The sequence below is a fragment of the Flammeovirga sp. SubArs3 genome (genome assembly GCF_947387565.1).
Lineage (GTDB): Bacteria > Bacteroidota > Bacteroidia > Cytophagales > Flammeovirgaceae > Flammeovirga > Flammeovirga agarivorans.
This window is the reverse complement of record NZ_CANDOA010000003.1, coordinates 52,183-68,044: the sequence shown is the minus strand read 5'-3', so window position 1 is coordinate 68,044 and position 15,862 is coordinate 52,183. Positions and strand designations below refer to the sequence as shown.

At 33.8% G+C, this 15,862-nt stretch carries 12 protein-coding genes; 8 read left to right on the top strand and 4 right to left on the bottom strand.

From position 1 onward, the window contains the following. Positions 1-312 precede the first annotated feature (312 nt). Positions 313-2,226 carry an AAA domain-containing protein gene (locus QL232_RS09445; RefSeq protein ID WP_281613940.1) on the top strand — a complete coding sequence of 638 codons (1,914 nt, stop codon included), beginning with the start codon at positions 313-315 and terminating at the stop codon, positions 2,224-2,226. Here the strand turns inward: QL232_RS09445 and QL232_RS09440 are convergent. Beyond that, a complete protein-coding gene (locus QL232_RS09440; protein ID WP_281613939.1) occupies positions 2,223-3,347 on the bottom strand; it encodes a BamA/TamA family outer membrane protein in 1,125 nt (374 codons plus the stop codon). The genes QL232_RS09445 and QL232_RS09440 overlap by 4 nt on opposite strands. A gap of 2 nt (positions 3,348-3,349) precedes the next feature. Then, a complete protein-coding gene (locus QL232_RS09435) occupies positions 3,350-4,024 on the bottom strand; it encodes a DUF3575 domain-containing protein (protein WP_281613938.1) in 675 nt (224 codons plus the stop codon). A 145-nt stretch (positions 4,025-4,169) separates the two neighbouring features. Here QL232_RS09435 and QL232_RS09430 point away from each other — a divergent pair, with 145 nt between their 5' ends. Next, entirely contained in the window at positions 4,170-6,197 is a 2,028-nt protein-coding gene (locus QL232_RS09430) for a tetratricopeptide repeat protein (RefSeq protein ID WP_281613937.1), read from the top strand. A 34-nt stretch (positions 6,198-6,231) separates the two neighbouring features. On the opposite strand, the gene QL232_RS09425 is transcribed toward QL232_RS09430, so the two are convergent. After that, positions 6,232-7,377, bottom strand: coding sequence for a serpin family protein (locus tag QL232_RS09425; RefSeq protein WP_281613936.1), 1,146 nt, complete (start codon positions 7,375-7,377; stop codon positions 6,232-6,234). A gap of 163 nt (positions 7,378-7,540) precedes the next feature. Between QL232_RS09425 and lysA the strand changes: the two genes are divergently transcribed. From lysA to leuS, 4 genes are all read left to right on the top strand, one after another. After that, complete coding sequence (gene lysA / locus QL232_RS09420; RefSeq protein WP_168882908.1) at positions 7,541-8,818, top strand: diaminopimelate decarboxylase; 1,278 nt, start codon at positions 7,541-7,543, stop codon at positions 8,816-8,818. A gap of 167 nt (positions 8,819-8,985) precedes the next feature. After that, the gene (locus QL232_RS09415) at positions 8,986-9,936 is read left to right on the top strand and encodes a helix-turn-helix domain-containing protein (protein WP_281613935.1); all 951 of its coding nucleotides are present in this window, start codon (positions 8,986-8,988) and stop codon (positions 9,934-9,936) included. Between the two features lie 52 nt (positions 9,937-9,988). After that, complete coding sequence (locus QL232_RS09410) at positions 9,989-10,441, top strand: 3-oxoacyl-ACP synthase (RefSeq protein WP_281613934.1); 453 nt, start codon at positions 9,989-9,991, stop codon at positions 10,439-10,441. Positions 10,442-10,597: 156 nt separating this feature from the next. Then, positions 10,598-13,372, top strand: coding sequence for a leucine--tRNA ligase (gene leuS / locus QL232_RS09405; RefSeq protein ID WP_281613933.1), 2,775 nt, complete (start codon positions 10,598-10,600; stop codon positions 13,370-13,372). A 53-nt stretch (positions 13,373-13,425) separates the two neighbouring features. Here leuS and QL232_RS09400 read toward each other — a convergent pair whose 3' ends face one another. Beyond that, positions 13,426-14,343 carry a LysR family transcriptional regulator gene (locus QL232_RS09400; protein WP_168882904.1) on the bottom strand — a complete coding sequence of 306 codons (918 nt, stop codon included), beginning with the start codon at positions 14,341-14,343 and terminating at the stop codon, positions 13,426-13,428. A 96-nt stretch (positions 14,344-14,439) separates the two neighbouring features. Between QL232_RS09400 and QL232_RS09395 the strand changes: the two genes are divergently transcribed. Next, positions 14,440-14,712 (top strand): hypothetical protein, encoded by a 273-nt coding sequence (locus tag QL232_RS09395; RefSeq protein WP_281613932.1) that lies wholly within the window; start codon positions 14,440-14,442, stop codon positions 14,710-14,712. Positions 14,713-14,811: 99 nt separating this feature from the next. Next, the gene (locus QL232_RS09390; RefSeq protein ID WP_168882902.1) at positions 14,812-15,777 is read left to right on the top strand and encodes a sodium-dependent bicarbonate transport family permease; all 966 of its coding nucleotides are present in this window, start codon (positions 14,812-14,814) and stop codon (positions 15,775-15,777) included. Positions 15,778-15,862 lie beyond the last annotated feature (85 nt).

The window sequence follows — 15,862 nt, the reverse complement described above, 5'->3', positions numbered from 1 at the left end:
TTGAAAGGTATATTTAGTTCACCACTTATTTGATGGCTTATAATTAATTTGACACTAGCTTCACCTAGTTATATTTTGATTTACATTCCAATTATAGGTTTCCATTTTAAATTTCACAAATATTCACTCGAAATCGAATGATTTTTTTAAAATTTCAAAAATTATGTATCGGCACCGAACGTTAGTGTTCATTTTCGTACTGCACTTTTTTAAAATTGAAATTCTAAACTAAAGACAGTACTTTGAGGAATTGGTTGCACCCTACTCTTAAAAAAAGTGTATTTTTATTAAAATTTCATTAAACCAATCAAAATGGATATCAAAGAACATTTCAAACTTCTTATAGAACTACTTGATATAGAGCGTAAAGAAGACCTACATCAATACAAACTTCTTATGAGTGACACCTCACTGGAGGAAAGAAAGAAAAAAGGAATATGTTGGTATCCGGTACAATTAGACAGACTTACCTACGATAATAGTGATCGAATTATCATTAAACTTTCAAGAGAACAACAGCAGAATCAATCACACAGTTTTTCTACCGGCAAAAGTGTGAGTTTATTTTCTGAAGCAGGTTCCAATGAAGAAGCTAAGACCAATACTAAAGCGGTTGTCAATTATGTACGTGATGGTGAAATGACCATCACACTCAATGATGATGACGAACCAGAATGGATTCATGATGGGAAGCTAGGAGTACAATTATTATTTGATGAATCGTCCTACAAAGAAATGGATAGAGCGTTAAATATATGCCTGACTTCGGAAGACCCTCAACTAAATAAAATGAAAGAGATTCTGTTGGGTGAAAAACAAGCAAATTTTAAAAAGATACATGAATTTGAGGTACCAAGATTAAACAGTAGTCAGAATGAAGCCTTAATGAAGGTCATTTCCTCAGAAGAAGTTGCGATTATCCATGGCCCTCCCGGCACCGGTAAAACTACGACTCTAGTTGAATGTGTAAAACAAAACCTTAAGACTACTTCTCAAATATTAGTTTGTGCACCTAGTAATGCTGCGGTGGATTTACTAACAGAAAAGATGGCCGAAGAGGGAATCAATGTTTTACGTTTAGGTCACCCTGCCAGAGTTGATGAAAGTATCGTTCACCAGACGATTGATTTCAAGGCTACAAAACATATGAGATATAAAGAACTGAAAGCGATCAAACAACAAGAAGTGATGTTGAGAGATGCAGCTAAAAAGTTCAAAAGGAACTTTGGACCTGACCAAAAAAGGGAAAGGAAAAAGTTGTATGTTGAAGCCAATCAGTTAAGAAAAGAAATAAGAGGTTTGTCAGAATATATTTCAAAGGACATCCTTGAAAAAGCTCAAGTGATCACTTGTACTTTAGTAGGATCAACAACTCAATTATTAAGAGGTAGAAGATTTGAAACAGTATATATAGATGAAGCTGCTCAAGCGCTAGAAGCTGCTACATGGATCCCTATTTTAAAAGCGGATCGAGTGATTCTTGCAGGAGACCACCAACAACTTCCACCAACGATAAAATCTATGGATGCAGCTCGTAAAGGTATGGACATTACCCTTTTCGAACATATCATTCAAAATAAAGATGTTGATGTGATGTTAAAAGAGCAATATAGGATGAATGAACTCATTATGAATTTCTCCTCACAACACTTTTATAATGATGAACTTATTGCCAACGATGTAGTCAAAGAATGGAAAATTTTCAATGATGATTTCCCTGTGGAATTTATCGATACAGCAGGAACTGGCTATCAAGAAGAGGTCGAAAAGGAATCTTTGAGTACCTACAATAAGGAAGAAGCAGCTTTACTTTTAAAGCATTTTGAACATTATCTTGTTGAACTTGGTAATGAAATCAACCAAGTATCATCTATTGGTATTATTGCCCCATATTCAGCACAGGTTAAACGACTGAAATGGCTGTTCAAATCTTCATCTATTCCAAAAGAAGTCATGGAGAAAATATCCATTAATACCGTAGATTCTTTTCAAGGCCAAGAAAGAGATATCATTTATATCAGTTTAGTTCGCTCTAATGATGCTGGAGAAATCGGCTTTCTATCTAATACTAGAAGAATGAACGTTGCCATGACAAGAGCTAAAAAGAAATTAGTAATGATTGGTGATTCTGGGACTATCACAAGAAATAAGTTCTTCTCTAAAATGTTTGATTATGTCAATGAAATTGGAGCATACAGAAGTGCATTCGAATATCTTTATGATTAAAACGCTTCGTTAACACCAAAATAAACTCCAGTCCCTCCTTCTCTATTAATACCAAGATCTAGGCGAAGGAGGGTATCATTACTTTTTAGAAATTTATACCTTAAACCTGCACCACCCGATACTTTTAATCCTTTGAATAAATCTATAAAAGACGGACCTACTTCCCCTATTGCACCAAAAACATTAACTCTCCACCTTGGATGAAATTTATAACGCATTTCCCCTTGTACCGTATACAGTTGACTATCCATATACCTACCTCTAAAATACCCTCTCATTCTATCTCCACCGCCTAGCCATGCCATATGTTGGAAAGGAACTTCACCATAAGTATTCTCCACATAAACTCTACCTGCAATGGTCATTTTTGATGATAAAAAGAAGTACTTTCTTAAATCAATAATGTATTTATTGAAAGAAGTATTACTTCCTAAAACAAGACTTGCAAACCATGTATTTACTTGAAAGTAGCTGCCTTTATCAGGAGAAAAAATATTGTCTCTGTCATCATAATTAAAGACAAAACCTAAACCACTAATCAGTGCACCATCACTACCTGGAATAGTGTCTGCGTCCATCATCCCTCCTTCTTCTTTCTCCAAAAAAGTATCTTTCTGGAATCGGTATTGTACACCAAAATTAAAATTGGAAGAAGGCAATCTTTTCAATATGTCAGCCCGTAAACTCACCGTCTTCATATTATATTTTTCAAGGTTATCTTCTGATGCATCAGGACCAACGCCCCAAAAAGAGTTGGGGAAAATTTTATATTTAAAAGCAGCATCAAAATAATAATTCCCTTCCTTGAAGAATAGCTTTGGATTCACATCAATGATCAACTGTTGCTTAGCTGTATAAATGGCATCTACCATCATAGAACTTTGTCTTAGGTTAAACTTATTGATCTTATTCAAATAAAAGAACTGAACACCTCCACCTGCCCCAAAGCTAGTTTCTGGTGTATAAAAAATGATAGGTAAACCGATAATTTGAGTTGATTTTGTCAAGTTCAAAGTATCTGTTTCTATTAAAAACTTTTCTTCTTTATTTTCCTGTGCTTTTACTTCGAAAAAAGTCATACAAAAACACAAGCCTATTACATAAATAATAAATCTACTCATGATTATTCTATTGTGTTTTTATGAAGTAAAATAACAAAGCCAACTCGGAACGACACATTGATTTCTGTAAATGCATCTTTTGTTGTTGTATCGATGACATGATCTACAGTTTCTCCAAAAACCCTGTAAAAACTATAAGACAAACCCACATCTATTCCAAAATGCTGTTTTACTAAGTATGTAAAACCAACACCAATACCTCCACCAAGTAAATTCCCTTGGAAACTTTGATTAATCGGTGAAGGTGGTTGTAAAAATTGTGTATTGAATATATTTCTGCCATAGGTGACAGTTACTTCTGGATATAACCCACCATTGGAGACTTTTGAAAAATATCTTCTAAAAACCATACTTACTTTGAAGGTCTCTTCTTCATTGGAAACATAGTTTTGGGTTTCTCCTCTTGTCAATTCTAGTCGACCGCCAAGGCTAAAATTATCCCTTAGAAAAAAATGTGCATCCGTTTTTAAATCAAACCCTGTCTGCCCTCCAATTGCTTTAGAATTGATTGAGTTATCATAATAGTTGATCGCATCTGTAGAAGATGATAATGACAAAAGCACCCTCCCTTTTTTCATCGCTGTACCAAGAGAATCTTGTGCAAAAACATCTGGTTTAGGCATAAGAAAACAAACGGCAGCTAAAAATATCACAACCCTGAATATGGTTTTAGTCATGTACAATTTCTTATTAATCTGTAATTCTTTTTAAAATAAGAGATTTTTCTAAAAAAAAACGCATGTGTATACAAGAAAAACCATAGTCCAATAGTTATAGTTGTAAGGAATAATAAGCCCATCTCTAACAAAGAGATCAAATCGAATGAGAATTAGGAATATATATATTTACGTATCGGTAATCACCCTGCTAGTTTTTGGAACAACAAACGTTTTAGGTCAAAGCATAGATCAGTTAAAAAAACAAGCAAAATATAATAATGATGCTGAAAGCTGGTATCAGTTAGGGCAAGCTTATCAAAAAGGAGAAATTGAAAAAGTAAACCTAAAAAAGGCGGCTTCATATTATGAAAAAGCAGCTCAATTAGGTCATTTTGAAGCTTCATTAGCATTAGCGGATATCAAAATGTCTAAAAATGAATATGGTGATGCAATCAAACTTTTAAAAATAGCTTCAAAAGGTGGAGCCGCAGAAGCCAGCTATCAATTAGGTACTATTTATGAAGATGGCAAGAATGTAACTAAAGACGAAAATGAAGCTATCTACTTTTACCTTCGAGCTTTAGATGGAGGAATAGAAAAATCAGAACTAGCATTAAAAAAATTACCAGTAGCCGATTATCCCGACAAGTCAGATATTTATTATCAAAAATACTTAGGAGAAAACGGATCTGCTGAATCAGACTACCAATTAGGTTTAGCTTATAAAAATGGTAAAGAAGTAGACAAGGACCTTAAAAAGAGCTTTGACTATTTTAATAGAGCTTCTAAAAAAGACTTCCCCGAAGCAGATTATGAATTGGCGTTATTTTATAAAAATGGTCTTTTAGGAATTAAAGACTCAAGAAAAGCAATACATTATCTTATAAATGCTTCCAATCACGGTGTAAAGCCTGCAACAGATATGTTAGAAACAATGGATATCAAAACTTTTGTTTCTGAAGACGATATTAATTATCTGAAGTATCAGGCGATTACTTTAAATAATGCCGAGGCACAATATACTTTATATTTACTATTAAGTAAAAACGAAGAAGAAAAGTCTAAAGCTTTAGAAATGTGTCAACGCTCAGCATTACAAGATTACCAGCCTGCAATGCTTACTTTAGCCAACTTATATTTAAGCGGAACACCTCCATTAAAGAAAAGTACAACAGCTGCATTTAAATGGAGAAGACAAGCGGCTTATGTAGGCTCCGATTCCGCAGAATACTTGCTAGGTACAATGTATGAAGGTGGTGTTGGTGTTCAGAAAAGTGAAGAAAGAGCAGTCCGTTGGTATATCAAAGCGGCGAACCATGGTGTTGAAGCAGCATCTGCCCGACTAAAAACATTAAATATCGATCAATATATCGATGCTACTGACCTTGAGTATGCCACTTATAAGGCGAATCAAGGAGATTTGAACGCTCAATTGATGCTTGGAAAGTATTACTATAAAAATGATCAAGCAGCAGCCATCAACTGGCTACAAAAAGCGGGTAATCAAAATAGTGCAGAAGCTGAACTCTATTTAGGTGATATTTTTAAAGATGGAAAATGTCAGATGGTCGGTGATATCAACAAAGCAGAGGAACACTATAAGAAAGCACTAGCTTTGGGCAGTCAAGAAGCCAATTTAAGAATGGCTCAGTTATATTCTGAAAATGCAAGCTTGAATACAAAATCACTTACATCTAGAGGTATCAGTAAAGAAGATGATGCCATGCAGTATGCCAATGCTTATATGGTTTCGGCTACTCATATCAACAGTGATAATACAAATCCAGATCCTCAGGCCTATTTATTAATGGGTAATATCCATCAACAAAATGGAAAAACTGTAGAGGCAATCAAACAATACGATTTATATATTAAGACTTTCGATGAAGCGGAAGGTAATCATAAAGAATTTATAGAAGTCATCAACAAACAAGCGAATGCTTATGCTGAATTAGGAGAAATCAACAGTGCATTATTACAAATTGATATCGCATTGGCAAAAGCTGATGATTTCAGTCAGATTAAAGATTTTAAAGAGAGCTACTCAACTATCAAAGGTGAGTTGTTCTATACACAAGCAATTTTGCTTTTTAAGAAAGGAGATAAATACAAAGCTTGTAATGTCTTTCAAAAAGCAAAAGCAATAGGAATTCCAATCGAAGAGAAATACGAAAACCTTTGTTTGAATTAAAAAAAGAGCTATCGAATTAACGATAGCTCTTTTTTTATGGTGTTTCCACAGTACCCATAAAAAGAACTTCTTTTGTTTTTACTTCTTGAATCAGAAATATAAAAGGTTGATTAAAATAGAATTCTTTCTTCTTTGGGTTTAATGCGCTTCGAGAGACACTTATTGCTGTCGCTGCTGCTGCTTTGGTCCCCGATTCTGAAAAGGTAACTACCGTCTTGTGCATTACTTGTGATACGTATAAGTCTTTGGCAGCACTTTTTGAGAAGTTACCAAACTGGGCCTGACCTGAAAAAAATGCTCTTTCGATACCGCTGCTCTTTAAGTTGGCGATAAGATCTTTTTCAAAGGTTATTTCTGTTTTGGGCATTTTAAAGAAAACTTCAGAGGGTTTCATTCTTGATTGATAGTCTAATACCTTTTGCTCATTCAAACCATCCAGAAATTCTTCTAGTTTTCCTTGAGTTGGCATTAATAAAACCAATTCAAATTCCGCTTCTTTATATATCAAGGATAATACTTTAATATTATCGTCACTATAATTCTTAGTAAATCTTGCATTATCAGTTAGGAAATCAATTTGTTTTACTTCTCCATTCGTTAACTTAAAATCTCCTTTTCTTGTTGCCTTTTCATCAAAATTCTGAGACCATTCTGCGTCGAAGAAAACCGTATTCACTAAAATCATATGGTCATCTTTTGTTACTTCCGAAATGATTTGATCAATTTCCCCTTCTGTTTTTTTATCCACCCAATCATTTATCTGTGTTTTTACTTTTTCAGATTGATAAAAGTTCACACCTTTTATTTCGGCACCAAACGTAGAAATCAAATCTTTTTTGGTGGTAGGAATTAATTTATACTGCTTATCGTACCAAATTCCATTTGCAATACTAAGGTCAACATTTTGCTTTGTAGTGAAGAGTTGATGCTTTGCTTCTACTTTTTTCTTGAGTTGTTTCTCATCTTTCACTTCCAAGTAATTCAATATTTCTTGCTGTGTTTCATCACTAGTAACCATTGAAAGCATACCTAAAGCTGAATTTACACTATATGGAGAAATGACAACATTCTCATTTTTATGGATTTGTTTTAGCATCATCCAATTGTCTTGAGCAATCACATGAATAGTATTTAGCACTAATAAAAGACTGGTAAATAATGGGAGTAATTTAGATTTCATATTCTTATTAATTATCATGAGATTTACTAGATAAATAACAGTATGTTTCATTTAAAACAGTTGTTGTTATTTTTGTCAATTAAATCAAATTATATGGTGTAGTACAAAAATCTCTCTACTTTTGTTTCATCAAGAAGTTATCAAAAAATAATTCTTCCCGAAAATGGAATTAAATAATTCAGAATATACAATTCAAGGTTTACCTGTTGAAGATATAGCAAATCAATTTCAAACACCGTTATATGTTTATGACGCTGATAAAATTGTTTCGCAAATTAATACACTAAGAAATTCATTTAGTGGTGTAAATCTTCGCATTAAATATGCGATGAAATCCCTTTCAAATCTTAGTATCTTGAAATTGATGAAAGCACATAAAGTTGACCTTGACTGTGTTTCAATTCAAGAAGTATTATTAGGTCTTAAGGCAGGATTCCCTAAGGAAAGAATTCTATTCACTCCTAACTCAGTTTCTTTTGATGAAATTCAAGAGGCTGTTTCTTTAGGTGTTGTTATCAATATAGACAATATTGCTGTTTTAGAGCATTTTGGTGATGTTTATGAAGGTACAGTACCTTGTGCTATTCGTATTAATCCGCATATTACAGCTGGTGGAAATGCTAAAATTCAAGTAGGACATATCGGTTCAAAATTTGGTATTTCTATTTTCCAGATGTCGCATGTTAAGAAAGTAGTAGAAAGCCACAATATTAATGTGGTGGGATTACATATGCACTCGGGTTCGGATATCTTAGATTCAGAAGTATTCCTTATGGCTGCCAACGTTATGTTTGATTGCGCTAAGGATTTCCCTAATCTTCAATTTATTGATTTAGGATCTGGATTTAAAGTAGCTTACAAAGAGGAGGATATTGTTACAAACATTCCTGAACTTGGTAAAAAGATGTCTGCTGCTTTCAAAGAATTTTGTAAGAGTTATGGTAGAGACTTGGAACTTTGGTTTGAGCCAGGTAAATATCTAGTTTCAGAATCTGGTCATTTACTGACGAAAGTGAATGTATTAAAGCACTCACCTGCTGCTGTATTTGCTGGAGTTAATTCAGGTCTAAATCACTTAATCAGACCAATGATGTATGATGCGTACCATCACATCATTAATGTATCTAATCCTCAAGGACCAAACAGAGTCTACGATGTTGTAGGTTACATCTGTGAAACAGATACATTTGGATACGACAGAAAGATCAATGAGATCCGCGTTGGTGATATTTTATCTATCCAAAATGCTGGTGCTTACTCTTACAGCATGGCTTCTAATTATAACTCTCGTTTTAGACCTGCAGAAGTATTGGTCTACAATGGTGAAGCTCATTTAATTAGAGAAAGAGAAACTCTAGAGGACCTAACAAGAGGTCAAGTAGATATTTTTTCCAATATCAACATTGAATCTTCAGAAGAAATAGTATCTACTGAAGAATAGTTATAAACAACTCACATAAATCGAAGAGGCGTACGAGAGTACGCCTTTTTTTGTTATCAAAAACTATAATTTCTTAGTATATTATATAAGTAAAATTCACCTTTTATCATAAACACTACATTATTTTATTGCACTATATATTCGATATTGATTTGGAATAGATAATTATGAGTAGATTTTCATTTAACAATAAACCCAAAGACAAACCCTATATAGAATTCTTTGCTGAAAACATCGGTGCTAAAATCAAAGATGGTTATCTAGTAGAAGCTGATAATGATTACTTCAATGGTGTTTCAGTTATATTAGATCATTTCAAAAATATTAGAATCATTGCTCATAAACACTTCAACAAAAAAGACTATACAGTAACCTTGAGTAATGATAAAGAATTTGATTTCACCATTATTTGTTTTGAGAACAACGTCTTATATGATAATGGAAAAGTAAAATTCGAATTTGGTATTCCTAATGGTTTTGTATTACTCAAAGGAACTGAAAGTGTTCGACTCTCATATAAAGAAAATACGCTTAAAAACTCTGTTGTCTGTCACTTTAATCGTAAGCGATTAGGAGATGACATCTTAGAAATTGTAGACAGAACCAATTCATTTTTCTATCATACAGGTAATGAAAATATGATCAATTGGAAATTATCACTTTCTGATAGTGCCAGAAAATTGATTCATGACAAGTATAAAAAACAATGGATTTTTGGGAAAATTAATGAGCTTGCGATTATTATTAAAAGCATTTTTTACTCCGCTGAAGATTCATTTGTCAATTCCATTTTTCAGGACAACGAAATTGAAAGTGCTTATTTGATTAAAGATAATATTGAGAAAAACCTTAAGGAGAAACCTAAATTAGAAGAGTTAGCCAAAAAATATGGTATCAATAAAAATCGACTGACTACTATCTTTAAGGACCTTTTTAATATTACCATCTATAAGTACTACAAAGAACAAAGAATACTTAAAGCCAAAGAAGAAATTCTACATACAAATAAGACATTAGGACAGATCGCTAATGAATATGGTTTCAGTGACATAGGACATTTATCAAAAAGTATTCTTGAAAAATTTGGGATCACTGCAACAGAATTGAGGAAGAAATGATTATTATCGTAAACTATTATTCATTCTCCAGTACTTATCATCAAAACATAAAATGAACAAAGATTTCAAAACAAGATTAAAAAACCATTGTAAGGAAATTGTAGTACAGAAAATTAAATCTGCCGAAGAAGCAATGAATTCTGCTCAGAATTCTGCGAATGCAGAAACAAGAAGTACAGCTGGAGACAAACATGATACTGCTAGAGCGATGGCCCATTTAGAAAAAGAAAAAATGGGTGAGCAACTATCGCAAAATCTACAACTATTACGCGTCATTGAAGAATTAAAAGAGAATGATGAAACGACCATTGGACCAGGCAGTTTAGTGGTGACTAATGTAGGAATGTATTACCTTTCGATAAGTTTAGGGCAAGTTACATTCGATAACCAATTGGTATTTGTCATCTCTACTCAATCCCCTATTGGAAAATTATTTGTCGGTAAATCTCAGAATGATGAAGTGACCTTTAATGGTAGAAAATTTACTGTTAAAGAAGTATTGTAGTTAACGTTTATTTTTTTCTTTTTTGAAAAACTGATATTCCCCTCATTCAGACATCAAACAAAAGGTAAATATTTATATCTTTGCTTGATTTTTTATAGGAATTCCTGTGAAATCAAAACAATAAAGCATTTACATTTTTAGAATACAATATAAAGTATGTCTGAATTTAACCATAATTCATTTGAGCCTAAGTGGCAAAAGTATTGGCAAGATAACAACATCTACAAAACAGATGTTGATACAAATAAGCCTAAGTTTTATGCATTGGATATGTTCCCTTATCCTTCGGGAGCTGGCCTTCATGTAGGTCACCCTATGGGATATATTGCATCAGATATCGTTTCTCGTTTCAAACGATTAAAAGGATTCAATGTACTTCACCCAATGGGCTTTGACTCTTTTGGTCTTCCTGCTGAGCAATATGCCATTGAAACAGGGCAACACCCTGCAATTACTACTGAGGCAAATATCAGTACTTTCAAAGGTCAGATGAATAAAATCGGATTCAGCTTTGACTGGAACCGTGAAGTTCAGACATCATCTCCTGAATATTACCGTTGGACACAATGGATTTTCCAACAATTATTCAATGCTTGGTATGATAAAGATGCTGACAAAGCAAAAGATATTTCTGAATTAGTTGCTCATTTTGAATCCAACGGTTCTGCAGGAATCAATGCTGAATGTGATGATGATGCAATACAATTCACTGCTGAAGAATGGAAAGGTTTCTCTGAATTAGAGCAATCTCAAATCTTATTACAATACCGTTTAACTTTCTTGTCTGAAGCAATGGTAAACTGGTGTCCAGCTTTGGGTACTGTACTTGCAAATGACGAAGTTAAAGACGGTGTTTCTGAGCGTGGTGGGCACCCAGTTGAGCGTAAAAAAATGAAACAATGGATGATGCGTATTACTGCATATGCAGATCGTCTATTGAACAATTTAGAAGGCTTAAACTGGTCTGATGCTTTAAAAGAAATGCAACGTAACTGGATTGGTAAATCTATTGGCTGTGAAATCGATTTTAAAGTAGCAGATAGTGATATTACATTAACTGCATTTACTACTAGAGTTGACACTACTTTTGGTGTTACTTATGTTGTTCTTGCTCCTGAGCATGAATTAATCCCAGAATTAACTACAGCTGAACAAAAAGCTGCTGTTGAGGAATATGTAGAGACTGCAAAAAATAGATCTGAAAGAGAGCGTCAATCTGATGTTAAAACTGTTTCTGGTGTATTTACAGGATCTTACGTTATCAATCCACTTTCAGGTGAGAAAGTACCTTTATGGATTGCTGACTATGTATTAGCAGGTTATGGTACTGGTGTCGTTATGGCTGTACCATCTTCTGATGATAGAGACTTCCGTTTTGCAAACAACTTCGATTTACCTATCGTTAGAGTAATCGAAGGTACTGAAGACATGGAAGATCCTACTGAAGTGAAAAAAGGCAAAATGATCAACTCAGGTTTCCTTAACGGTTTAGAATCTGATGAAGCGATCAAAGTAGCTATCGATAAATTAGTTGCTGAAGGAAAAGGTAAAGCGAAAGTGAATTTTAGAATTCGTGATGCTGTTTTCTCTCGTCAACGTTATTGGGGTGAGCCAGTTCCTGTTTATTTCGACAACGACGGTACACCTCACTTAGTTCCTGACAACCAACTTCCATTGGATTTACCAGAAGTAGAAAACTACTTACCTACTCCAGAAGGTGATCCTCCATTAGGTAATGCTAAAGATTGGAAGTTCGAGAATCAATACAATTACGAATTAACTACAATGCCAGGTTGGGCAGGTTCTTCTTGGTACTTCTTACGCTATATGGATCCTCAAAATAAAGAGGCTTTCGTAAGCAAAGAAGCGGCTGAATACTGGAACCAAGTAGATTTATATGTAGGTGGTACAGAGCATGCTACTGGCCATTTATTGTACTCTAGATTCTGGAATATGTTCTTATACGACATGGGCTTCATCGGTCATGAAGAGCCATTCCAAAGAATCGTAAACCAAGGTATGATCCAAGGTCGTTCGAACTTTGTTTACAGAGTTAAAGGTACCAACCAGTTTGTATCACACGGTCTTAAGAAAGACTATGAAGTACAACCTTTATACGTTGATGTTAACATCGTTGAGAATGACGTATTAGATACAGAAAAATTCAAGCAATGGCGTAAAGATTACGAGAATGCTGAATTCATTCTAGAAGATGGAAAATACATTTGTGGACACGTTGTAGAAAAGATGTCAAAATCTAAATACAATGTAGTTAACCCAGATGTTGTGATTGAGAAATATGGTGCGGATACTCTTCGTTTATACGAAATGTTCTTAGGACCAATTGAGCAATCAAAGCCATGGTCGATGCAAGGTATTGATGGTGTTTGGAAGTTCTTACGTAAACTTTGGAGATTGTTCTACAACGATGCGGGTCAATTGGTAGTTGTTGATGAGAAAGCAACTCCTGAAGAATTGAAGATCTTGCACAAAACAATCAAAAAAGCAGGTGAAGATATGGAAAGCTTAAGCTTAAACACTACAGTTCCTGCATTTATGGTTTGTGTTAATGAATTAGCCTCTGCTAAATGCCATAAAAAAGAAGTATTAGAGAAACTATTAGTAATCTTATCTCCTTTTGCCCCACACATTGCTGAAGAGCTATGGCATGAGGCTTTAGGAAACCAAGACAGTATTATCAATGCTGAATTCCCATCATTTGATGCCTCACTATTAGTTGAAGCTTCTCATACTTACCCTGTTTCTATTAACGGTAAAATGAGAGTAAAACTTGATTTACCTGTTGACATCTCTCAAGAAGAAGCAAAAGAAGCGGTATTCGCCAATGAGATTGTACAAAAATGGGTGGATGGTAAGCCTGTGAAGAAGTTTATCTTCGTTCCAAAGAGAATTGTAAACGTTGTAGTTTAATTTACAACGACAACCAATATATAACGGATACATCTTTCGGTGTATCCGTTTTTTTATCTCTTATCTATAGCCCAAGAAAAATACTTATCGATAATTTCCTCTCTATGCTCATTTATATGCTGAATTAAAGCTGCTGACGCAGGAAGTAAGTTCTTATTTTTATTGTAGACAAAGTTCCAATTGGTTACTATTGGCAGTCCTCTCATAGGAATCACTTTTAAAGAGCCGTTGGCCAATTCATTTTTTAATCCAATCAAAGGCATTACTGAAACACCAATCCCCGCATTTACCGTCTGTTTTACGGCCTCATTAGAAACTAATTCAATAGACTTTTCATATTTCAACTTCCTTTTTTCTAAGAATTCTTCCATTGCCAATCGAGTAGCGGACCCCTGCTCTCTAAAAATCATATTCATCTTAGAAAGTTTCTTTGTTGTAATTTTATCAGATAGATCTGCTGAGCCTATCAAATAAAGTTTATTCTCCATTAATTGAAGTATTTCTAGTTCCAAATTATCTGGTATTACAGAAACCAAAGCAAAATCAGTAGCATTGCGTTCCAAACTTTCTACAACTTTTAATTTATTGGACACATCGATCTTCAACTCTACCTGAGGATATTTTTTCATAAAGGATTGTATGAAATAAGGAATGACATACTTTCCTGTTGACACCACCGAGATATTAATTTTACCCGTAAGCAATCCATTGTATTGGTCTGTGAGTGATTGAAATTTATCTGCCTCACCTAAAATATTTTTACAAATTTCTACAACCTCTTTTCCAAATTCTGTAAAAAACAACTGCCTACCTATGGTTTCTGTAAGTGGTATTTTAAACTGTTCTTGAAACTTTTTCAACTGTATTGACACTGCTGGCTGTGTTAGAAAAAGTTCTTCCGAAGCCTTAGTAATACTCTGTAATTCAAATACTTTCAAGAACACTCTTAACTGATGTAAAGTATAATTCATAAACTGTTATTTATGTATATTATAAATTTTATAAATAAAAACTTATGATTAATTATACACATATTTGCAGCAACAAACAATTAAAATTCAATTCTAATGACTATAACATTTAACCGTAATTTTATGGAAACAGCAGCTCAAACAAGTGTACACTCACACATTAAACAAGGGATTTCTATTTCAGAAATCATTCAAAAAGTCCTATCCGAAAAAGGTGAAAAAGATGAATTTACTATTGATTGGATTTCCCCCAACGAGTTTGAGATAAAAAACATCTCTTCGCTCTCATTGCATTCTGCTCTCCTAGAAATTGAGAAGTTTGGTAAAAAGATTTCATATTCAAAAAAGACAATTATTAAAATCGATTAGTAATTGTCTTTTTTTTAGAATTCACTCTGTAAAAAACCGATGGGTAAACAAACTCATCGGTCACAACAAATTAATTTTCATAAAGTCTAAAACTTTATCATGAACCTTTTAGAGAACATAACAAATCCTGCATTATTATTCTTCTTATTAGGCGTATTGGCAGTACAGCTAAAAAGTGACTTGAAAGTTCCAGAGAACTCTTCTAAGTTCATGTCTATTTACCTTTTAATATCAATTGGTTTTAAGGGAGGACAGGAATTGTCTCACAACGGTATCACAACTGAAATTATCTGGAGTTTACTTTCAGGAATATTATTAGCGACCATTGTCCCTATTATTTCTTTTCTGATACTTAGAAGAAAAATGAGTGCGGCCAATGCCTGTGCCATTGCAGCTTCTTATGGATCTGTTAGTGCTGTAACTTTTGTAACTGCAGCCTCTTTCTTAGATTTTGAACAAATACATTTTGGAGGACATATGATAGCTGTTATGGCAATTATGGAGGCTCCAGCTATTGTGATTGGTGTGTTACTGTATAACTACTTCAAGGAAAACAATACAACTGACAAACAAGAAAACTCTATTAAAAGTATTTTTAAACATGCTGTAACAAATGCAAGTGTGTTTTTAATTCTAGGTAGTTTATTGATTGGATTTTTTGCTACCAAAGAACAAGCTGATGGAATTAAACCTTTCACCACAGATATATTCAAAGGCTTCTTAGTTATTTTCTTACTTGATATGGGGATTACTAGTGGCAAACAACTTTCAGCCATGATCAGTAAAGGTATCTACCCTTTCTTATTTTCCACAATAATGCCTTTTATCTATGGTTTAATCGCTTTACTTATAAGTATAGAAATCACTGATAATATTGGTAATCAACTTCTTTTCTCCATTCTTGGAGCAAGTGCGTCTTACATCGCAGTACCAGCTGCAATGAAGAATGCTCTACCAGAAGCTAATCCGGGGTTATATTTACCTATGGCCTTGGGGATTACTTTTCCGGTCAATGTGTTGATAGGAATACCATTCTACTATTCAATTCTTATGGTAATTCACTAATAATAAAATAGTTGAAGTAGAGATATTTGATACACTCTCTACTTCAACTTAAAATACGTATCTATAGTAAACACAAAAAGTTGGC

Excerpts from the sequence above, each read along its gene's own strand:
- QL232_RS09445 (WP_281613940.1), top strand. The coding sequence starts at position 313 with ATGGATATCAAAGAACATTTCAAACTTCTTATAGAACTACTTGATATA.
- QL232_RS09440 (WP_281613939.1), bottom strand. The coding sequence starts at position 3,347 with ATGAGTAGATTTATTATTTATGTAATAGGCTTGTGTTTTTGTATGACT.
- QL232_RS09435 (WP_281613938.1), bottom strand. The coding sequence starts at position 4,024 with ATGACTAAAACCATATTCAGGGTTGTGATATTTTTAGCTGCCGTTTGT.
- QL232_RS09430 (WP_281613937.1), top strand. The coding sequence starts at position 4,170 with ATGAGAATTAGGAATATATATATTTACGTATCGGTAATCACCCTGCTA.
- QL232_RS09425 (WP_281613936.1), bottom strand. The coding sequence starts at position 7,377 with ATGAAATCTAAATTACTCCCATTATTTACCAGTCTTTTATTAGTGCTA.
- lysA (WP_168882908.1), top strand. The coding sequence starts at position 7,541 with ATGGAATTAAATAATTCAGAATATACAATTCAAGGTTTACCTGTTGAA.
- QL232_RS09415 (WP_281613935.1), top strand. The coding sequence starts at position 8,986 with ATGAGTAGATTTTCATTTAACAATAAACCCAAAGACAAACCCTATATA.
- QL232_RS09410 (WP_281613934.1), top strand. The coding sequence starts at position 9,989 with ATGAACAAAGATTTCAAAACAAGATTAAAAAACCATTGTAAGGAAATT.
- leuS (WP_281613933.1), top strand. The coding sequence starts at position 10,598 with ATGTCTGAATTTAACCATAATTCATTTGAGCCTAAGTGGCAAAAGTAT.
- QL232_RS09400 (WP_168882904.1), bottom strand. The coding sequence starts at position 14,343 with ATGAATTATACTTTACATCAGTTAAGAGTGTTCTTGAAAGTATTTGAA.
- QL232_RS09395 (WP_281613932.1), top strand. The coding sequence starts at position 14,440 with ATGACTATAACATTTAACCGTAATTTTATGGAAACAGCAGCTCAAACA.
- QL232_RS09390 (WP_168882902.1), top strand. The coding sequence starts at position 14,812 with ATGAACCTTTTAGAGAACATAACAAATCCTGCATTATTATTCTTCTTA.